This window comes from Halomonas sp. CnH100-B (genome assembly GCF_024124605.1).
Classification (GTDB): domain Bacteria; phylum Pseudomonadota; class Gammaproteobacteria; order Pseudomonadales; family Halomonadaceae; genus Vreelandella.
The window spans coordinates 42,930-62,560 of sequence record NZ_JAMXRX010000008.1; the positions used below are offsets into that span (position 1 = coordinate 42,930).

The following is a 19,631-nucleotide window of genomic DNA, read 5'->3' on the forward strand; positions in this document are numbered from 1 at the left end:
GATGACCCATGGCCGATAAGAACATGAGCTTCTTGGTAGTAGACGACTTTCCCACCATGCGCCGGATCGTCCGCAGCCTGCTCAAAGAGCTTGGCTTTACCAACGTGGATGAAGCCGAAGATGGGCAAGACGCGCTCAACAAGCTGCGCGCTGGCAACTTTGAGTTCGTCGTGTCAGATTGGAACATGCCGAACCTTGACGGCCTGGAGATGCTGAAGGAGATCCGTCAGGATGATGCGTTGAAAGACCTGCCGGTTCTCATGGTGACGGCGGAAGCCAAAAAAGAGAACATCATTGCTGCCGCACAAGCAGGTGCCAATGGTTACGTCGTCAAGCCGTTCACTGCCGCCACCCTGGAAGAGAAGCTGAATAAAATCTTCGAGAAAATGGGTAAATGACGCGGCTGAGCCAAGGTGCTCGGTTAACGAGGAGACAACACAATGAGTCAGAATGAGCAGGGTGGTTCTGCCCAACTGTCCGAAGAAGCCGCTGAAGACCTGATCTTTCGTATCGGTAAGCTCACCCGCATGCTGCGCGACAACATGCGTGAGTTGGGCTTGGACAAAGAGATCGAGAAGGCTGCCGAAGCGATTCCCGACGCCCGTGACCGACTGCACTATGTGGCGACGATGACCGAGCAGGCTGCGGACAAGGCGCTCAATGCCATCGACCGTGCGCAGCCGCTGCAGGACCAGCTCTCTGAACGCGCCGAAGCCTTGGATAAGCGCTGGGCCGAGTGGTTCGAAGCGCCCAAGGAGTTGGATGACGCCAAGGCGCTGGTCAAAGAGACGCGTACCTACCTGGGCGATGTACCGCAGATGACGGCAGCGACCAACAAAGAGTTGCTGGACATCATGATGGCGCAGGACTTCCAGGATCTCACCGGTCAGGTCATCAAGAAGATGATGGACGTGATCCGCGAGATCGAACACCAGCTGGTTCAGGTGCTGATCGACAACGTGCCCGGCGCAGAAGCGCGTGAAACGATGCAGCGCAAGGCCGAAGATCAGTGGAAAAACGAGAACGCTCGCCGTAACGAAGACCTTCTCAACGGGCCTCAGGTAAAAGAGAACGCCCCCGATATCGTCACCGGACAGGATCAGGTAGACGACTTATTGGACGAATTAGGCTTTTAATGCCGGGTTATTAGCACATTGTAACCCCCTGCATCTGGCAAAATAAGACCTCAGTTCAGCCGTCCTCAAGGGCGGCTGTGCTTATGGTATGCCTTATTTTGGTCAACCGACCACTCGTCAGCCGGATGACAGCATGGCAGATAACGACAGCGATCAGGAAAAAACCGAAGAGGCCACGCCCCGACGCTTGGACAAAGCACGGGAAGAGGGTCAGGTGCCTCGGTCCCGAGAGCTGACGACCTTCATGATGCTGCTCGGAGGCGTGCTGGGTCTGTGGGGCATGGGGCAGATGCTCTACGACCAGCTCGGTATGGTGATGGAGCAGGCGTTCTTGTTCGAGCGCCGCCACGCCATGGAAAGCATGCCGATGCTGGTCAACGCACTCGACTTGGGCCAGCGAACGCTGATAGCGATGCTGCCGCTCTTCCTTCTGCTCACGGTCATTGCGCTGGTTGCGCCCGCTCTGCTGGGCGGCTGGCTCGTCTCCGCCAAATCCCTGCAGCCCAAATTTTCGAAGCTCAATCCCATCAAGGGGATCAAACGCCTCTTCTCCACCCAGGCGCTGGCCGAGCTGGCCAAGGCGATTGCCAAGTCGGTGCTGGTGGGGAGCGTGGCGTTTAGCTTTTTATATTTTAATATGGGGCGCTTCTTAGGGTTGATGGATCAGCCCGTTCAGCAGGCGCTGGTGAGCGCGCTGAACATGGCCGCGCTCGCGGCAGGGCTCATCGTTTTGTCATTGATCGTGGTGATCCTGATTGACGTGCCGTTCCAGCTTTGGAACAACGCCAAGCAGCTGCGCATGACCAAAGAAGAGGTGAAGCAGGAGCACAAGGACTCCGAAGGCGACCCTCACGTCAAAGGGCGCATTCGCCAGCAGCAGCAGGCCATGGCACGTGGGCGCATGATGAGCAAAGTGCCCGAAGCCGATGTGATCATCACCAACCCGACGCATTATGCGGTGGCATTGGTGTACCAAGAGGGGCGCATGGGGGCTCCGCGGCTAGTGGCCAAAGGGGCGGATGCCGTGGCGGCCCGCATCCGTGACATAGGCGAAGAGGCCGGCGTGCCGCGATTGGAAGCAGCGCCTCTGGCGCGTGCCCTGTATCATCACGTGGACTTAGAGGCCGAGGTGCCCGCAGAGCTATACACCGCCGTGGCCGAGGTCATGGCCTGGGCCTACCGTCTGAAGCACGTTGCACAGCAAGGAGGCGAGGTGCCCCCCACTCCCGATAATTTACCGGTTCCCCCGGAAATGGACAGTCCCGGCCGTCGCGCCGGTGGCAATGAGGCGCAAACATGAAAGGCTTAAGCCAGTTGATCAATCAGCGACCCTGGATGAACGACGTGAGCATGAAGCTGCTCGCTGGCCCGCTGCTGATTTTAATGATTCTGGGCATGATGATTCTGCCCCTCCCGCCGTTCGCGCTGGATCTGCTGTTCACCTTCAATATTGCGCTGTCGATCATGGTGCTGCTGGTCAGCATGTTTGCCGAAAAGCCGCTGGATTTTGCGGCGTTCCCGGCGGTACTGCTATTCACGACGCTGCTGCGACTCTCTCTAAACGTTGCCTCTACCCGCGTGGTGCTGATGGAAGGGCACGAAGGCGGCGACGCGGCGGGCAAGGTCATCGAGGCGTTTGGTACCTTCCTCGTTGGCGGTAACTTCGCGGTGGGGTTGGTGGTCTTCCTCATTCTGGTCATCATTAACTTCATGGTTATCACCAAGGGTGCCGGGCGTATTGCCGAAGTGGGCGCTCGCTTCGTGCTCGATGCCATGCCTGGCAAGCAGATGGCCATCGATGCCGACTTGAACGCTGGTCTGATCGGGGAAGACGAAGCGAAGAAGCGCCGTGCCGAAGTGGCCCAGGAAGCCGACTTCTACGGCTCCATGGACGGTGCCAGTAAATTCGTCCGCGGTGATGCAGTGGCGGGTCTGGTCATCATGGTGGTCAACATCATTGGCGGTTTGCTGATCGGTATGATGCAGCACGACCTGGGCTTTGCCGATGCCGCGCGTACCTACACGCTGCTGACGATTGGTGACGGCTTGGTCGCACAGATTCCGGCGCTGGTCATCTCGACCGCTGCAGGCGTCACCGTCTCCCGCGTGAACACCGAGCAGGACGTGGGTCAGCAGATGATCAGCCAGCTGTTCGTCAATCCCCAAGTCATGATTCTGGCGGCCATGGTCATGGGCTTGCTTGGCCTTGTGCCCGGCATGCCGAACTTCGTGTTCCTGGTCTTCACTGCGCTGCTGGGCGGTTTGGCGTGGTATCTGATCCGTCGCAAAGAGCATAAGCTGGTCAAAGAAGAGATATCCACGGCACCACCGCCGGTTCAGGAAACGCCAGAGGCCAGCTGGGAAGACGTCCAGCTGGTGGATACGCTGGGCCTGGAAGTGGGCCACCGTTTGATTCCGCTGGTGGATTCACGGCAAAAAGGCGAGCTGTTGGGGCGTATCAAAAGCGTGCGCAAGAAATTCGCCCAGGAGGTGGGCTTCCTGCCGCCGGTGGTGCATATTCGCGATAACTTAGAGCTGCCACCCAACACCTACGTGCTTTCCATGAAGGGTGCCGAAATCGGTCGCGCCGAGGCGCAGCCCGGTAAGTGGCTCGCCATCGACCCTGGCCAAGTGTCTGGGGAGCTGCAGGGCACACCGACCCAAGACCCCGCCTTTGGTCTGCCCGCGGTATGGATCGACGCCAATCAGCGCGAGCATGCCCAGGTCTACGGTTACACGGTCGTGGATGCCAGCACGGTGATTGCCACGCACCTGAACCACTTGTTACATCGCCACTCTCCTGAAATGTTGGGCCGACAGGAGGTGCAAAAGCTGCTGGACAAGCTGGGCGAAGATCAAAAATCGCTGGTCGAGGAAGTGGTGCCCAAAGCGATCTCGCTCACCGTACTGCAGCGGATTCTGCAGAATTTGCTGGACGAGGACGTCTCGATTCGCGACATGCGCACCGTATTGGATACCCTGGCCGAGTACGCTGGGCAGCAGAAAGACCCCAACGAGCTGACCGCGCTGGTGCGTATCGCGCTGGGTCGCGCGATTACCCAGCAGTGGTTCGCAGGCCAAGAGACGCTGCACGTCATGGGCCTCGATGCGCAGCTTGAACAAGTATTGATGCAGGCCATGAACGGTAACGGTGCCATGGAGCCGGGACTGGCGGATACGCTGATGAATCAGGCGCAGCAGGCGCTGGAGAAGCACGAAGGCAGTGGTGAAGCGCCGGTCCTGGTCGTTCAACACTCGCTGCGAGCGGTGCTGTCGCGCTTTTTGCGCCGCCGGATGCGCCACCTGGTGGTCATGTCCCAGGCCGAGATTCCCGACGACCGCACCCTGCGTGTGACCACCCTGGTGGGTGGCCGCTAAATTGGTAACAGGTGACATATGAGCGTGAGACGTTTTGTCGGAGCAAATAGTCGCGATGTAATGCGCCAAGTGCGCGAAGTACTGGGCGACGATGCGCTAATCGTCGCCAATCGCCGCACCGAAGGCGGCGTTGAAATTCTGGCCATGGCCGACGACGCTGTCGATCAGTTCGACCCGTCGCCGACGACCCCCGTAGAGCCCCCCCGTGAAGCACCGGCTCCCGCCTCAGCCCCCGCTTTCTCGCTGCCGACGCAGCCGGACCCGCTGGAAGCGATGAGCGAGCGCCTGCTGCGGGAAATGCAGGATATGCGTGAGCTGCTCTCCCGCCGTCAGCCGGTCGCCGACCCCTCGCGCGGCGCACAAACGACCTACGAGCACCTGCAAGAGCTGCTGGCGCGGGTAGGCTTTAGCGCCGAGCTGAGCCATGAGGTGCTCGAAGCGCTGCCCGACGAGCTGATGACACGGGAAGGCAGCCAGGACGCTGCCACCGCCTGGCTGCGCGAGCAGCTCATGGCGCGCCTGAAGGTGCTCACGCACGAAGAGCGCTTTTTCGATCAAACCGGTATCGTGGCACTGGTAGGGCCTACCGGTGTCGGTAAAACCACCACCACGGCCAAACTGGCGGCGCGCTTCGTGATGCGCCACGGCACCCGACCCGTGGCCCTGGTGACCACCGACAGTTTCCGGATCGGTGCCCACGAGCAACTGCGTATCTACGCCCGGCTGCTGGATACGCCCATGTATGCCCTCGACGTCGAGCAGCCCATCGACGAGCTGGTAGGGCGGCTGCAAGGCAAACAGTGGGTGATCATCGACACCGTCGGCATGAGCCAGCGGGATCAGCGGGTCATCGAGCAAATTGCGCATTTACAGGGCGGACAGTCGACCGTCAGGCTGGTGCTGCTGCTCAATGCTGCCAGTCAGCCGGAGACCCTCGAAGAAGTGGTGCTGCGCTATCGTCAGGCGGCACGTGCCGCTGGAGCCGAACTCGACGACTGCATCATCACCAAGCAAGACGAAGCCGGGCGGCTGGCACCCGTGCTGGATATCGTGATGCGCCACGGTATGCGCGTGCTGTTTGGCTCATACGGCCAGCAGGTGCCCGAGGACATGGCCGTGGCAACGCCCTCTGGGTTGATCGATCAAGCGCTATCTGCCCGTGCTTCCAACGTTTCGGCGAACCGGTCCGCGCCGGTGAGCTTGCCGCGCTGGTCCCGGGACGTGCTGGGCCAAGGACGCAGGCTGTCGTCGGTCCTGACGCGGTTGCGTCAGCGGGTCGTCGATTTTCATCGGTTAGAGGCCGCCTGGGACATCGCGGCGTTGCCCAGCGTAGTGCAAGACCAGCGCCTGGAGGCGCTGCTGACCGGCGCGCAGGCCACCCATGACGCGATGGGCATCGTGTGGTCGCCAAGACGCAACGAGCGTGGCTGCGACTGGTCGATGCCGGACGTGGCGCTGAACGAACAGGGCGCTTGGCTGGCGCTAACGCGTTTACAGCACCGCCAACCGGCGGGATGGCAGCCACGCTTGGCGCACTGCCCGACAGACATTGCCGTCCACTTGCTGCCCGCTCTACCGGAGCCAGACACGCTGGCATGGCTCGCCGACCAACACTTGACCTGGGTCAGCGCCGTGTCCGCGAGTCAACGCGTACACTGTCAGGGCGAGCGCTACACCCTGCGCACGCTGTTTCAAGAGAGTACGCTCACTCACGCCGTGAACATTCGGTTTCGCGGGCAAGGCATGCAGCTGCTGACCGCCTACGTGGAGGCGACAGATGCCGCTGGCAACGCCGTGCTGGCCTGGGTCGGCGAGGTTCGCGATCCAGAGAGCAGCAAGCGCGTGGTGCGCCGCTACTGGCTGACGCCTGCCCGACTGGGAAGCGATGTGCTATCGCTGCTGGTCACCCAGTTACAGAGTGACGGGTTGTCGGCGCTCACCAAGCGGGCTTGGCAGCAGTTGAAAGAAGCGGATGGCGGCGAAGTGAGCAGTGAGCTGCGGCTACTCATGGCCAGCGGTGCCGCCGCAGTGGCGGGCCATTTGGACCTGGCCGATGACGAAGCGGCCCAAGCCTTACGGGCCGATCTGCTGCGTCTGCTAGGTACCCAGCGAAAACGCCGCGACACCGCGCTGCTGGACGCCTTGGTGCACGTATTGATGGCCCGCGATGCCATTCGTCAGCTAGGCAGTGTCAGTCGTGAGGGCTTGGTATGAGCGGTCAAGATCAAGCGGCGGGCCTGCGTAAATGGGCCGATCTGCAGCGCCAGCAGCGGGCCGCAGAGGACGAACCGCAAGATGCCCAGGACGCAACAGCGGCTCCTGCCGCGCCCGTCACTGCCGAAGAGGCCGCGGTGCATACCCAGGACGCCTTGGCACCCACGGTCGCCTCGGCCGCCGAGCCCGCGACGGTGACGCCACCGCGCCCTCAAAAACCGCTGGTCGTGGTAGGGCTCCCGAACACGGGGGCCGCGCAGGTGGATAAAGTGCGCGGCCGCTTGGGGCAGTGGTCTGCGTTGGGCCGCCAATGGGCAGGCGACCCCCAGGATTGGAAGATTCAGGTGGTCATGGCCGACACGCCGTCGCTGGCCACGCTGGCGAAGGCGCATGCCCGCTGGGCGCTATGGGTCAGCAGCGATGCCGATGCCTTCGCCAGTATGTATCGGGTGCTTCGCCAAGTGCGGGAGCACGGCGGCCCGCGACGTCTGCTAGCGCTCCACGAGCCGCACCTACCGCGCCAAGGGCTGCTGGAGAATTTGCGTGATGCCGCCGCGCACTACTTGGACATCGAGCTGCTACTGCTGGCGCGCTGAACGGCTGTCCGCCGAGGTGAAAATGATGCAGCATGGGGACCAACGTATGAGACCGATGGCCTTACCGGTGTGGAAAAACGTTGTACAGTCGTGCATTGGGCGGTTAGCGCTCGCCGCAATGCTGAGTGCTGCCCTGCTGTCGCTTGACGTACAGGCGGCGACCCCCGGCAGCTGGAGTCGCGACGTACCGGGCGTACTGGTGGCTATGAGTGACCGCACCAGCAACAGTCAGGCGATTGCGCCACCGGCAGGCATCCCGTTGGGGGCGGCGACCCTGTCCCGTGTTCAGTGGCGGTTCGAGGCGCCTCCCAGCCAGCCTATCAACGCGTGGCTGTGTCACCCAGAGCGCTGTGTAGCACTGTCGGGCATGCGTGGCAGCACCACCGCGCTGGAAGGTGCGCTGGCGAATGCGCCGCTGCACTTCCGATTTGCCCTGTCCCCCGGCCAGCGGCCGGTACGCGTGCAGGGTTTACAGGTGATAGTGAACTATCAGTAAAGGTCGTTTAGCCGCGAGGCACGAGGATGTATACAGCACAAGGCAGGATCAAACAGAGTGAGCTGTTAACCCAATACATGCCACTGGTGCGACGTCAGGCCTTAACGCTGCAGGTAAGGTTGCCCGCGAGTATTGAGCTAGATGATCTGATCCAGGCGGGCATGGTCGGGCTGTTGGAAGCGCTGGGACGCTTCGACGCTGCCCAGGGCGCAACGTTTGCAACGTTTGCCAGCCAGCGGATTCGCGGTGCCATGATGGATGAGCTGCGCACCCGCGATTGGCTGCCGCGCAGCGTGCGCCGTTCGGCGCGGGCGGTGGATGACGCAGTGCGTCGTCTAGAGCAGCGGTTGGGGCGTCCTCCTGAAGAGGGCGAAATTGCCCGCGAGCTGGAGATGCCGCTGAGCGAATACCAACAGCTGTTGAACGACACCAATAGCGGCCAACTGCTGCCGTTCGAAGAGCTGGTCGCCGATGGCGGCGAGCCCGCCGGGGACGATGCCCAGCACCGGCCGTTCGACCAGCTGCTCGACGAGCAGCAGCGGCAAACGCTGATCGAGGCCATCGAAGCACTGCCCGAGCGTGAAAAGCTCTTGATGGCGCTCTACTACCAAGAAGAGATGAATCTTAAAGAGGTCGGTGCCGTGCTGGGCGTCACCGAGTCGCGGGTGTCCCAGTTGCACAGCCAGGCGGTGAGCCGCCTGCGGGCGCGCCTGCACGAACACGATTAACCCTGGAACTCACTAACCCTAACCGGCGAGGAGCCGTTGATGAACCCATCTACGCTGATCGGTATCTTTGCCAGCATGTTGCTGCTGGTGAGCGTGCTGTTCTTTACCGCAGAGTCGCCCGAAAGTTTTATCAATTTGCCGGGTTTGGCCATCGTGATCACCGGTACGCTGGCGGCGACCTTCATCAGCTATCCGTTGAAGGAAGTATTGCGGGTGGTTCGCCTGGTGGGCTTGGTATTTCGCCGTGAAAATACGTACGTGCGCGACGACATCAACGAACTGGTCGCCATGTCGCGGCTATGGTTCAAAGGCGATGTGCGTGCCGTAGAGCGGGAGCTCGAGCACACCCGTAACCCGTTTCTGCGCACCGGCATCCAACTGGTGATCGCCAACACCAAAGAGGATGAGATTTTCGACATGTTGCGCTGGCGTATCGCCCGCTTGAAAGCCCGCGAACACGCCGAAGCGCAGATTTTTCGCACCATGGCGACCTACGCACCCGCCTTCGGGATGATTGGTACGCTGGTGGGGTTGGTCAACATGCTCGAAGTGATGGATGCGGGTGATCTGCAGGTCATCGGCCCGCGTATGGCGGTGGCGCTATTGACCACGTTCTACGGCATTTTGTTGGCCAATCTCGTGTTCAAGCCCATTGCGGTCAAACTAGAGCGGCGCACCGAAGAGCGTTTGATCACCATGAACATGGTGCTAGAAGGCATTTCTCTGATCACCAAGCGTCGCCTGCCATCGTTCATCGAAGAGACGCTCAACTCTTTCGTGGCGAACTACCATGATGAAATCCGTGACGCCAACGTCAAACCGCGTCCCGACGTAGGCTCCGCACTCAAAGGGTAATGCCATGCTCGACCGCGACTCACGGCATGCCCTGGAGCTGCCCGCTGCGGCGGGGGAGAGCGACGAAAGCTGGTTGACCAGCTATCTGGATGTCCTCACCCTGCTCATCACGCTGTTCGTTCTGCTGCTGGCCCTGACGCCGCCGGACGGTGGCGAAGGGGACGACAGCGATGCCATGCGTGCCGCCAACGCCGTGACATCGCTGCCGCTGGCCAGTCTCGCCACCGGTATCCACCCCCGTTATGATGGCTTGCAGCCTCAAATGGCAGGGCTGGATATACCCGGTGTGAGCGTCTCCCAGGGTCAAGAAGGGGTGACCCTGCGCATCGATGACAGCCTTTTGTTTCCCAGCGGGAACGATGTGCTAACGCCTCAAGGGCAAGATGTGTTAGAACGGCTCTCCTCCGTACTGGAGACCTTCGACGGTCAAATCTCCGTTGAAGGCCACACCGATAATGTGCCTATCTCGACGTCGCGGTTTCCTTCAAACTGGGAACTGTCGGTAGGGCGTGCCATTGCGGTCGTGCGCCAATTAGAACGGCAAGGCATTGCCATTTCACGTATGCGGGCGGTCGGTTACGCCGACACCCAACCCATGGAAAGTAACGCTACCTCGGAAGGGCGAGCAGCCAACCGGCGCGTTGAACTGTTGCTACGGCAGCAGGTCGAGGGGTAAAGCACTATCTCGAGGCTATCTTCGTGTCGAAGCATCACTCGCTACTCCAATCGTTTGGCGCCGTCATGGTGCTCGATGCTGAGAGTAAGCACATTCAAGCGGTCAGCCGTCATTTGACCAAGCTGCTAGGGGTGGTGGATCAAGAGCACCAGGCGCTGACGCCTGCCAGCGTCCTGGGTAAACGATTGAGTCAGCGGTTGCGCCAAGAGCTTCAAGGGCAGCAGCGGCTGGCGAGCCCCCTGGCCTTCCGGCCACCGAATACCACCACGCGGCTGCAGATCCACGCTCACCGCACCCATCACCATGTGATCGTCGAGCTCGAACCTCTTAATCCGTTGGGCAAACGGCGACTGCTAGGCACTGTCAACGAGCGCTTGATGCGTTTGGCCGAAGCGACCCATCAAGAAGAGCTGTTGGATGTGCTGGTGAGCGCCGTGCAGCAGTTGACCGGCCACGACCGTGTGTCGGTGTGCCATTTCGATAGCGACTGGCACGGGCTGATCGTCGCCGAGGCGCAAGGTGGTCCTTTGCCTGCGCTGCTGGGGCAGCGCTTCCCGGCCAGTGACTTCCCCGTCACGCTACGCCGAACCTACGAACGGCATCCCGTTCGCCTGATTTATGACGTTTGTGCCCCCGCCGAACCGCCGCTGCCGTGTACGCCAGATGGTGAGAACGTCGATCTGCGCCACTGTTTTCTACGAGCCCCTGCGCCGGAGCGCCAGCGCTACTTGCAGCGGCTAGGCGTACGCGGTTCGCTGAGCCTGGCCATGCAGGGCGATAATGGGCTATGGGGCCTGCTGTTTTGTCACTCGGCAGCGCCGCATCCCGTATCGCCCCCGGTGCGCGATGCCGTACGCACGCTGGTGCAGATGGCGACCCAGCGGCTGTTGCTACTTCGGGCGCGACAAGAGGCCCGCTATTTGCAGCGCGTGCAGGATAGCCTGGTGCTATCCACGAATGCCCGGAGCGAGCCGCAAAGTCCCGCCGACTTGTTGGAGGCTCAGGCAGAGACGTGGTGCTCGCTGTTCCGCGCCCACGGTGTGGCGCTGTGGTTGAAAGGCAGTATTTACGCCTGTGGTCATACTCCCGAAGCGGCGGTGATTTGCCAGTTCGTCAAACGCCTGGAGAAAGCCCATCGGCATAGCGGCCCCTGGTGCACACGAGGGGCTGCAAGCGAGCCGCTGACCGCATCGCTGCGCATGCCCGAACAGTGCGGCATTCTGGCCGTACCGCTACCCATGAGCCCTGCCCAGCGTGGCTGGCTGATGTTCTTCCGGCCCGAGCAGGTGGAAACCCTCTACTGGGCAATGCAGCCGACCTCGGCACCGTTACCGTCGGTGATGGTCGCGCCGTCGGCGGCCTGGTGCGAAGAGGTGGTGGGCAAGAGCGAGGCGTGGCAGCGCGTCGAGCGACTGGCCGTCATGGACTTGGGGGAAGATCTGACTCTGGCCATCTCCGCCTATGAGATCAGCACGCTGAACATGCATTTAGAGCGTGAGCGTAAAGCGCTGGCCGCCGCGAACCAGCGCTTGGAGCAGCTGGCGCACTTCGATCCGCTCACTCAGGTGTGGAACCGCTACCGTATCGAACAAGCCATCGATGCAGAGCTGGTGGCGGCCAAGCGATACGGCGCGGCCTTTGCGCTGCTGCTGTTCGACGTGGATCACTTCAAACAGATCAACGATACCCATGGCCACAGCGTCGGCGACGACGTGCTGGTGTCGCTGGCGCGCCTAGTGGAGACGTCCCTGCGCGGCTGCGACCACCTGGGGCGTTGGGGCGGCGAAGAGTTCGTGGTACTGGCGACCCACTCGGACATGGACGCTGCCGTCGGCCTGGCGGAGCGGCTGCGTAGCCTCGTCGCGACGCTGCACGTCAATGGTCTTGAGCAACCCATCACGGTGAGCATTGGCGTGGCGATTTGGCAGCCAGGCGATAGCTGTAAAACGCTCATGGCCCGCGCCGACGTGGCCATGTATCGAGCCAAACGCAGCGGACGCAACCGGGTAGAGCTGGCCGAAGAGCGCGTGCTCTAAGGCGCGCTGGGTGCCTCGGCAGCCGCGCCAGCGCATAGCGCCTGCATCCGCGCCAAGGCTTCGTCTGCCCCCGCCAGGCTAAAGGTCATGTACCACGGCTCCTGCTCGTTCTGATCGAAGCCCAGAAAGAGCTGTTCCCCCGTTTGCATCTCCTCGATCAGCTGCGCCATATCGCCCAGATAGAAGTGGGCGTAGAAACCGTCATCACCGCGTTCGGTGATGAACTCGGCCATGGTATCGACAATTGGCTGATCATCGATGCGCAGCCGCGTGGGCACGAGGTTTACCGCGCGACTCTCTCCTTGCTGCTGTTCTAGCGTGACCCGCATCTCTAGCCAAGGCAGATCGCAGACGCCTTGGGTCGCGTTCACGCTGAGCGTAGCGTCGGAGTAGCTGTGGGTTTCTACGGCACGGAAGTGACGTTCGTCGCCCAGGGTGAGGGCCATCGACTGCCAGTGCTCGTGACGCTCGGTGGCGTTGACATTGAACGTCGCTGCCTGCGTCAGCGCTGGACTGGCGAGAAGTAGGGCGGAGAGGGCGTAGGGGATAGCGTTAAGGGCGCGTGTGAGGTTCATAGGTCGTATCGTCATCGAAATCCCTAAGCCTATAGCGTGTTGGGAATAAGCAAAAGGGTAAGGTGCTGATTTTTCTATATCTAGTGTGTTTGATGAAAAAAGTCGGCCCATATAGTAGAAAGTCGGGTCTATACTCCTTGGCGATGCCTCGTATAATCGGGCTGTTCTCAGCCGCTATTGATCCCTCGTGAAGGAGTTTCGTGACATGAACACCGCAGCCAAGGCGATGAAGACATCCAGTGAGGTCCCTCTACAGGCCCCCTCTAGAGAGATCTGGGATGCCAAATATCGGTTGAAAGATCGCCATGGCCAGCCGGTGGATCAGGACGTCTCGGCGACGTTCGAGCGCGTAGCGCGGGCGCTGGCGGCCGTCGAGGGAGATCGCGCTGACGAGTGGCTGCCCAAGTTCCGCTGGGCGCTGGAGAACGGTGCCATTCCCGCCGGGCGCATTCTCTCCAATGCCGGCGCCGAAGCCTATAAGCCCGCCGTCAGCCTGATCAACTGCACCGTGTCGCGCACCATTCGGGATTCCATGCGCGATATTCTCGATTCCGTGGTCGATGCGGGAATGACGCTGAAATCAGGGGCCGGGATCGGCTACGACTTTTCCACTCTGCGCCATAAGGGCGCGTTCGTGTTTGGCGCAGGCGCGGGCACCAATGGCCCGTTGGCCTTCATGGATATCTACGACAAGATGTGTTTCACCGTGGCATCTGCCGGGGGCCGTCGCGGTGCGCAGATGGGTACCTTCGATGTGGGCCACCCTGACGTGCGGGCGTTCATTCAGGCCAAGCGCGAAGCCGGGCGGCTGCGTCAGTTCAATCTGAGCCTGCTGATCACCGACGAGTTCATGGAAGCCGTGAAGCACAACGCCGACTGGCCGCTGGCCTTTCCGCTGCACCCAGGTGAAAAAGAGGACGTGAGCGCTGACGACATCATTTACCGCGACTGGCCGGTGGTAGAAGAGGGCTACACGGTGGATGATCAGGGGCGCGTGGCCTGCCGTATTGTCGAGGTGATCAAGGCCCGCGAGCTGTGGGACACGATCATGGCCTCCACCTACGACTACGCCGAGCCGGGCTTCATCTTGATCGATCAGGTCAATCGCATGAACAACAACTGGTTCTGCGAAGATATCCGCGCGACCAACCCTTGCGGCGAGCAGCCGCTACCGCCAGAGGGAGCTTGCCTGCTGGGCTCGGTCAACCTGACCAAGTTCGTGATCGAACCGTTCGGCGCCGAGCCGCGGTTTGATTGGGAGCGCTATCGCAACGTCGTGGCGATCTTTACGCGCATGCTCGATAACGTGGTGGACATTGCTGGCCTGCCGCTTCCCCAGCAGCAGCGTGAAATCGAAGCCAAGCGTCGCCACGGCATGGGCTTTTTGGGTCTGGGCTCGACGCTGACGATGCTGAAAATTCCCTACGGTTCTCAAGCGTCGTTGGCCTTCACCGAAGAGGTGAGCCGTCATCTGGCGTTAGAGGGATGGAAGCAGGCCCTGGTGCTTTCTAAAGAGAAGGGCATGGCGCCAGTGCTCGAAGAAGAGCACACCATTACGCCCAAGATGATGCGCGAGCGCCCACAACTGGCCAGCGACGGTTACGAGGTAGGCGACAAGGTGCCGGGCCGCATCCTTCACGCCCGCTACAGTCAATACATGGCCAAAGTGGCCGAGCTGGAGCCGGAGCTGGTGGCACAGCTTGCTGAACACGGCGCACGCTTTACCCACCACAGTTCGATTGCACCCACGGGTACAATCTCGCTCTCCATGGGTAACAACGCCTCGAATGGTATCGAGCCGTCGTTCTCTCATCGCTATTTCCGCAACATCATTCAGTCCGGCAAAAAGACCAAGGAGCAGGTGGAAGTGGTCTCCTTCGAGCTGGCCGCCTATCGCCACTTCATCGCTGCCGATGCGGTAGAAAGCGATCTGCCGGACTACTTCATTACCGCTGATTCGGTGTCCCCAGAGCAGCATGTGGCGGTACAAGCAGCGGCACAGCAGTGGGTGGATTCTGCCATTTCCAAAACGGTCAACGTGCCGACCGAGTTCCCGTTCGAGCAGTTCCAAGACCTCTATTTGCAGGCGTATGAGAGCCGTTTGAAAGGCTGCACTACCTTCCGCTTCAACCCGGAAGCTTTCCAGGGCGTGCTGGTGCGTGAGGATGACCTGAAGAACACTACTTACGTGTTCGAGCTGGAGAGTGGCGAGACGCTGGAGCTAACGGGTGACGAAAAAGTGCTTTACGACGGTGAGGAGCATAACGCCGCCAATCTGTTCGATGCCTTGAAAGAGGGCACCTACGGCAAGTGGTAAGCGCCAACGCTGGCTTGATGAACTGTCGAAAGACCTGGAGAGAACGTTATGGCGGTCGAAATTACGTCGAAAATTGTCGGTTACCGGATCAAGCAGCCGGAGCAGCCAGCCCCTGAGCCCGTGTTGGCCGAAGAGGACCCGCTGACGGTCCGTATTCCATCGCGCCCAGAGGGGACGCTGGAGGCGGTGTCGGAGAAGATCTCCTACGTGGGGGCCGAAGGGCGCAAGAAGGTCTATTTGCTGGTGTCGTTCATGCCCGTGGAGGGTGTGGTCGGCGGGCAGCGCGTCGTGATCGAGCGCCCGGTAGAGTTCTTCTTCCCGTCGGGCCAGCTCTCCAGCGAGCACCAGTGGATCACCGCCACCATGCGCAGCCTATCGCTGGCTGCGCGGGGTGGCTATGTCACGCAGGCCGTGGCGGACCTGCGCAAGGTGGCCTGGGACAAAGGGCTGGTGCGCTGCGGAATGAACCGCTGGAACAAACCGATGTTTCACGATTCGGAAGTGGCGGCGATTGCCTGGTCGATTCAGCAAATTCTCTATCGGCGAGGTTTCTTGGATCAGGAGGGCAACCAAGTGCCGGTGGAGACGCTGGTGGCTCGCTATGCCCATCGGATGCAGCACGGCCATGCGTGGCAGCCCGACGAGCGCCCAGCCGTCGATGAGGCCGCAGCCGCGCCTACATCCGCCAGCGGCACTCCAGCCACCGTGGGCACCTGCCCCGAATGCCGAGGGGACTTAATCATGATGGATGGCTGCCCTACCTGTTATGCCGGTTGCGGCTGGTCCAAATGCGGCTAACGCCTCCCGTCTCGTCGCCCTCCAGCAGGGCGACGAGGCCCTCGTGAAGCCATCAATCATTGAATAAGGGGCGAACGTTATCGGTCAGGTAGCAGTCATCGAACTCTCCTTCTGTGGCCAGCGCCTCGAGATCGGGAATCGACACGTGGTGGCGGTCACGGAAGACCAGTCCATCCTCGCTGAGTGCACTGAAAGTGCGGCTGACATGCACCGGACTCAGCCCGAGAATATCCGCCAGCTGCTCCTGGGAGAGCGGTAAACGAAACTGCCCGCTGATATCGTCATTGGTTTGGCGTAGGCGCAGGTACATTTCATGGAGAAAATGCGCCATTTTTTGGCGCGCGCTGCGCCGAGCGAGATTCACCAACCGCTCGGTGAGCAGCGCCTGTTGACGACTGCCGATGGCAAACATCACCGAGGTCAATGGCAGCGACTGGCGAAACAGCTCCAACATCCGCTTGTGGGGGAAGTGGCACACTACCCCGTCGGTAATCATGCGCACGTTCTCAAGCCGTTGAGAAAAGGCGAATTCCCTCAAGCCGATGATATCGCCGGGGAGAAACACTTCCAAAATTTGCCGATCACCGTTTTCCAGGTGACGGTAAGAGTAAGCCCAGCCGCTGCGCAGCGTACAAAACTCGTTGGCGGGGGCGCCCATTTCCCAAAGTAGCGAGCCAGACTTGATGTCAGTCGGGCTCTCTTCCAGCGAGTCGAGCAACTGCTTTTCGTCGTCTGTCAGCGTGCAGTAGTGGCTAAAGTGGCGAATAATGCAGCTCTTATCCTGTTCCACGCGTCCTTCTCCTCGATGCAATCCACCTTTGTTAAACGGCGTCGCTACTTACTATAAGCAGTCTATGCGGGGCATGCCTGCTCTTTTACTCTCCCCGGCGCGCTCGCGCCGGGGAGAGGCCGCTTAGGACGTGGACGACGCACGGTTACCCCGCTCAAGAAGAGGAGCCAAGAAGCGCCCCGTGTGGGAAACGCTCTGCTTGGCAATCTGCTCTGGGGTGCCTTCGGCGATGATTTGCCCACCTCCGGAGCCCCCTTCTGGGCCAAGGTCGATCAGCCAGTCCGCGGTCTTGATCACATCCAGATTGTGCTCGATGACCACGATGGTATTGCCGTGGTCGCGCAGGCGGTGCAGTACCGTGAGCAGTTGACGAATATCCTCGAAATGCAGCCCCGTGGTAGGCTCATCCAGAATGTAGAGCGTTTTACCGGTATCGCGCTTGGCCAGCTCGCGGGCCAGTTTGACCCGCTGGGCCTCGCCGCCGGAGAGCGTGGTCGCGCTCTGCCCCAAGCGAATGTACGACAGGCCGACATCCATCAGCGTTTGCAGACGGCGGGCAATGGCAGGCACCGGGCTGAAGAACGCCAGCGCGTCTTCCACGGTCATTTCCAGCACTTCGTGGATGGTCTTGCCTTTGTAGTGAATGTCCAGCGTTTCACGGTTATAGCGCTTGCCTTTACACACGTCGCAGGGCACGTAGATATCCGGCAGGAAGTGCATCTCTACCTTGATCATCCCTTCGCCCTGGCACGCCTCGCAGCGCCCGCCCTTGACGTTAAAGCTGAAGCGGCCCGGCTTATAGCCCCGCGAGCGCGCCTCTTGGGTTCCCGCAAACAGCTCGCGAATGGGCGTGAAAATACCGGTGTACGTCGCTGGATTGGAGCGCGGTGTCCGGCCAATGGGGCTCTGGTCGATATCGATCACTTTATCGAGCTGATCGAGACCTTCGACTTTCTCGTAGGGCGCCGGGGTCAAGGTGGTGGCGCGGTTGAGTTCGCGGGCCGCAATGGGCATCAGCGTGCCGTTGATCAGCGTCGACTTGCCCGAGCCGGAGACCCCGGTCACGGCAATGAACAGCCCCAGCGGCAGGCTGAGGGTAACGTTCTGCAAGTTATTACCCGTAGCGCCGCGCACGACCAGCTGCTTTTCCGGGTTGCCGGGAATGCGGTAGGGCGGCACGGCAATTTCGCGGGTGCCGGAGAGGTATTGACCGGTCAGTGAGTGGGGGTTGTCCATCACCTGCTGCGGCGTGCCTTGGGCGACGATTTCACCGCCGTGCACCCCGGCACCGGGGCCAATGTCCAGGACATGGTCCGCCGCGCGAATGGCGTCTTCGTCGTGCTCGACCACGATCACGGTGTTGCCCAGGTCGCGCAGCCGCTCCAGGGTTTTCAACAGGCGATCGTTATCCCGTTGGTGCAGGCCGATGGAGGGCTCGTCCAGGATGTACATGACGCCTACCAGCCCTGCGCCGATCTGGCTAGCCAGGCGGATACGCTGGGCTTCGCCGCCGGAGAGGGTGTCGGCGCTGCGCTCTAGGTTCAGGTAGTCCAGACCTACGTTGACCAGGAACTCTAGGCGCGCGTGGATCTCGTTGACGATCTTGTCGGCGATTTCGCCTTTGCGGCCCGGCAGGGCCAGCTCGGCAAAGTAGCGCCACGCGTCGCCAATCGGCAGGTGAACGATATCCGCAATGTTATGGTCGTCCACGTACACATGGCGCGACTCTTTGCGCAGCCGCGAGCCGCCGCAGGTGGTACACGGCTGCACGGCGATATACTTGGCGAGATCGTCACGCACCATGTTGGATTCGGTTTCCCGATAGCGGCGCTGCATGTTGGGCAGCACGCCTTCGAAGGCATGCTCCCGGGTGACTTTGCGGCCGCGATCCCCGACGTACACGAACGGAATTTGCTCATTGCCGCTACCGTTGAGGATGATCTCACGCTCATGGCGCGCCAGCTCCTGCCACGGCGTTTCCAGCTCGAATCGATAGTGCTTGGCCAGGGCCTGTAGCTGGGTGAAGTAGTAGATGTTGCGGCGATCCCAGCCCTTGATCACACCCTCCGCCAAAGAGAGCTCTGGGTGGCTGATGAGCTTGTCGGGGTCGAAGTATTGTTGAACGCCCAAGCCGTCGCAGGTCGGGCAGGCACCCGCCGGGTTGTTGAAGGAGAACATGCGCGGCTCGAGCTCGGAGAGCGAGTAGCCACACACCGGGCAGGCAAAGCGCGACGAAAAGGCGAGGTCTTCCTGCTCGCCGTCCATGAAGTGAATCATCGCCGTGCCGTCGGCAAGGTTCAGCGCCGTTTCAAACGACTCCGCGAGTCGCTGAGCAATGTCGTCGCGCACTTTGAAGCGGTCGACCACCACGCTGATGTCATGCTTTTTACGCTTATCCAGCGGCGCGATATCGTCTAATTCGAGCACCTGACCATCAATTTGCACCCGTACAAAGCCTTGGGCGCGTAATTCGCTCAATAGCTGCAGGTGTTCCCCTTTACGACCTTTTACGACTGGGGCCAGCAGCATCAGCTTGGTGCCCTCAGCGAGGTTCATCACCTGATCGACCATCTGTGAAATGGTCTGGGCTTCTAAGTCTTCGCCGTGTTCCGGGCAGCGGGGTGTGCCCGCGCGGGCAAACAGCAGGCGCAGGTAGTCGTAAATTTCGGTGATCGTGCCGACCGTCGAGCGGGGGTTGTGCGAGGTGGATTTCTGCTCGATGGAGATGGCCGGAGAGAGCCCTTCGATGTGATCCACATCGGGTTTTTCCATCATCGACAGGAACTGGCGCGCATAGGTGGAGAGCGACTCCACGTAGCGACGCTGCCCCTCCGCGTAAAGCGTATCGAACGCCAGCGATGACTTTCCGGAGCCGGAGAGCCCGGTAATGACAATCAGTTTGTCACGGGGCAGCTCCACATCGATCTGCTTGAGGTTGTGGGTGCGGGCACCCCTGACCAGAATGCTGTCCATCAACACCTCGAATCGCGTGGCAAAAGCGTAATTATACGTTTGCTGTACCCTTCCCGGCAAAAC

At 61.0% G+C, this 19,631-nt stretch carries 16 protein-coding genes; 13 read left to right on the forward strand and 3 right to left on the reverse strand.

Annotated features, from left to right (window positions below):
• Nucleotides 1-8 precede the first annotated feature (8 nt).
• The 11 genes from cheY (at nt 9) to NH398_RS16310 (ending at nt 12,115) form a co-directional block, all read left to right on the forward strand.
• A complete protein-coding gene (gene cheY, locus NH398_RS16260; protein WP_139527816.1) occupies nt 9-398 on the forward strand; it encodes a chemotaxis response regulator CheY in 390 nt (129 codons plus the stop codon).
• A 42-nt stretch (nt 399-440) separates the two neighbouring features.
• On the forward strand, nt 441-1,136 hold the full coding sequence (cheZ, locus tag NH398_RS16265; protein WP_159340616.1) for a protein phosphatase CheZ: 696 nt from the start codon (nt 441-443) through the stop codon (nt 1,134-1,136).
• Between the two features lie 133 nt (nt 1,137-1,269).
• Nucleotides 1,270-2,436 carry a flagellar biosynthesis protein FlhB gene (gene flhB / locus NH398_RS16270; protein ID WP_159340617.1) on the forward strand — a complete coding sequence of 389 codons (1,167 nt, stop codon included), beginning with the start codon at nt 1,270-1,272 and terminating at the stop codon, nt 2,434-2,436.
• Entirely contained in the window at nt 2,433-4,514 is a 2,082-nt protein-coding gene (flhA, locus tag NH398_RS16275) for a flagellar biosynthesis protein FlhA (RefSeq protein ID WP_159340618.1), read from the forward strand. Before flhB ends, flhA begins: the two co-directional genes overlap by 4 nt.
• 18 nt (nt 4,515-4,532) lie before the next feature.
• The gene (gene flhF, locus NH398_RS16280) at nt 4,533-6,728 is read left to right on the forward strand and encodes a flagellar biosynthesis protein FlhF (RefSeq protein WP_253019271.1); all 2,196 of its coding nucleotides are present in this window, start codon (nt 4,533-4,535) and stop codon (nt 6,726-6,728) included.
• Entirely contained in the window at nt 6,725-7,324 is a 600-nt protein-coding gene (locus NH398_RS16285; protein ID WP_253019272.1) for a hypothetical protein, read from the forward strand. Before flhF ends, NH398_RS16285 begins: the two co-directional genes overlap by 4 nt.
• A 46-nt stretch (nt 7,325-7,370) precedes the next feature.
• Nucleotides 7,371-7,820, forward strand: a complete 450-nt coding sequence (locus tag NH398_RS16290; protein ID WP_253019273.1) for a flagellar protein FlhE — start codon at nt 7,371-7,373, stop codon at nt 7,818-7,820.
• Nucleotides 7,821-7,846: 26 nt separating this feature from the next.
• Complete coding sequence (locus tag NH398_RS16295) at nt 7,847-8,548, forward strand: RNA polymerase sigma factor FliA (protein ID WP_253019274.1); 702 nt, start codon at nt 7,847-7,849, stop codon at nt 8,546-8,548.
• Between the two features lie 39 nt (nt 8,549-8,587).
• A complete protein-coding gene (locus tag NH398_RS16300; RefSeq protein ID WP_159340622.1) occupies nt 8,588-9,403 on the forward strand; it encodes a MotA/TolQ/ExbB proton channel family protein in 816 nt (271 codons plus the stop codon).
• A gap of 4 nt (nt 9,404-9,407) precedes the next feature.
• Nucleotides 9,408-10,079 (forward strand): OmpA family protein, encoded by a 672-nt coding sequence (locus NH398_RS16305; protein ID WP_253019275.1) that lies wholly within the window; start codon nt 9,408-9,410, stop codon nt 10,077-10,079.
• Between the two features lie 23 nt (nt 10,080-10,102).
• Nucleotides 10,103-12,115: a diguanylate cyclase gene (locus tag NH398_RS16310; protein WP_253019276.1), complete on the forward strand. Its 2,013-nt coding sequence runs from the start codon at nt 10,103-10,105 to the stop codon at nt 12,113-12,115.
• Here the strand turns inward: NH398_RS16310 and NH398_RS16315 are convergent.
• Nucleotides 12,112-12,690, reverse strand: a complete 579-nt coding sequence (locus tag NH398_RS16315) for a hypothetical protein (RefSeq protein WP_253019277.1) — start codon at nt 12,688-12,690, stop codon at nt 12,112-12,114. The two genes, NH398_RS16310 and NH398_RS16315, sit on opposite strands and share 4 nt — an antisense overlap.
• Nucleotides 12,691-12,895: 205 nt before the next feature.
• Here NH398_RS16315 and NH398_RS16320 point away from each other — a divergent pair, with 205 nt between their 5' ends.
• Together NH398_RS16320 and NH398_RS16325 are read left to right on the forward strand one after the other, a co-directional pair.
• Entirely contained in the window at nt 12,896-15,007 is a 2,112-nt protein-coding gene (locus tag NH398_RS16320) for an adenosylcobalamin-dependent ribonucleoside-diphosphate reductase (protein WP_253019278.1), read from the forward strand.
• Between the two features lie 48 nt (nt 15,008-15,055).
• Nucleotides 15,056-15,805, forward strand: coding sequence for a ribonucleoside-diphosphate reductase (locus NH398_RS16325; RefSeq protein WP_253019279.1), 750 nt, complete (start codon nt 15,056-15,058; stop codon nt 15,803-15,805).
• Between the two features lie 52 nt (nt 15,806-15,857).
• Here NH398_RS16325 and NH398_RS16330 read toward each other — a convergent pair whose 3' ends face one another.
• Together NH398_RS16330 and uvrA are read right to left on the reverse strand one after the other, a co-directional pair.
• Nucleotides 15,858-16,595, reverse strand: a complete 738-nt coding sequence (locus tag NH398_RS16330; protein WP_159340627.1) for a Crp/Fnr family transcriptional regulator — start codon at nt 16,593-16,595, stop codon at nt 15,858-15,860.
• A gap of 123 nt (nt 16,596-16,718) precedes the next feature.
• Nucleotides 16,719-19,568 (reverse strand): excinuclease ABC subunit UvrA, encoded by a 2,850-nt coding sequence (gene uvrA, locus NH398_RS16335; RefSeq protein ID WP_159340628.1) that lies wholly within the window; start codon nt 19,566-19,568, stop codon nt 16,719-16,721.
• Nucleotides 19,569-19,631: the final 63 nt, after the last annotated feature.

What these genes read in the sequence shown, in the direction of transcription:
- NH398_RS16320 (WP_253019278.1), top strand. Translation starts at nt 12,896, where the DNA reads ATGAACACCGCAGCCAAGGCGATGAAGACATCCAGTGAGGTCCCTCTA.
- NH398_RS16325 (WP_253019279.1), top strand. Translation starts at nt 15,056, where the DNA reads ATGGCGGTCGAAATTACGTCGAAAATTGTCGGTTACCGGATCAAGCAG.
- cheZ (WP_159340616.1), top strand. Translation starts at nt 441, where the DNA reads ATGAGTCAGAATGAGCAGGGTGGTTCTGCCCAACTGTCCGAAGAAGCC.
- flhF (WP_253019271.1), top strand. Translation starts at nt 4,533, where the DNA reads ATGAGCGTGAGACGTTTTGTCGGAGCAAATAGTCGCGATGTAATGCGC.
- NH398_RS16315 (WP_253019277.1), bottom strand. Translation starts at nt 12,690, where the DNA reads ATGAACCTCACACGCGCCCTTAACGCTATCCCCTACGCCCTCTCCGCC.
- cheY (WP_139527816.1), top strand. Translation starts at nt 9, where the DNA reads ATGGCCGATAAGAACATGAGCTTCTTGGTAGTAGACGACTTTCCCACC.
- flhA (WP_159340618.1), top strand. Translation starts at nt 2,433, where the DNA reads ATGAAAGGCTTAAGCCAGTTGATCAATCAGCGACCCTGGATGAACGAC.
- NH398_RS16295 (WP_253019274.1), top strand. Translation starts at nt 7,847, where the DNA reads ATGTATACAGCACAAGGCAGGATCAAACAGAGTGAGCTGTTAACCCAA.
- uvrA (WP_159340628.1), bottom strand. Translation starts at nt 19,568, where the DNA reads ATGGACAGCATTCTGGTCAGGGGTGCCCGCACCCACAACCTCAAGCAG.
- NH398_RS16285 (WP_253019272.1), top strand. Translation starts at nt 6,725, where the DNA reads ATGAGCGGTCAAGATCAAGCGGCGGGCCTGCGTAAATGGGCCGATCTG.
- NH398_RS16305 (WP_253019275.1), top strand. Translation starts at nt 9,408, where the DNA reads ATGCTCGACCGCGACTCACGGCATGCCCTGGAGCTGCCCGCTGCGGCG.
- flhB (WP_159340617.1), top strand. Translation starts at nt 1,270, where the DNA reads ATGGCAGATAACGACAGCGATCAGGAAAAAACCGAAGAGGCCACGCCC.
- NH398_RS16290 (WP_253019273.1), top strand. Translation starts at nt 7,371, where the DNA reads ATGAGACCGATGGCCTTACCGGTGTGGAAAAACGTTGTACAGTCGTGC.
- NH398_RS16300 (WP_159340622.1), top strand. Translation starts at nt 8,588, where the DNA reads ATGAACCCATCTACGCTGATCGGTATCTTTGCCAGCATGTTGCTGCTG.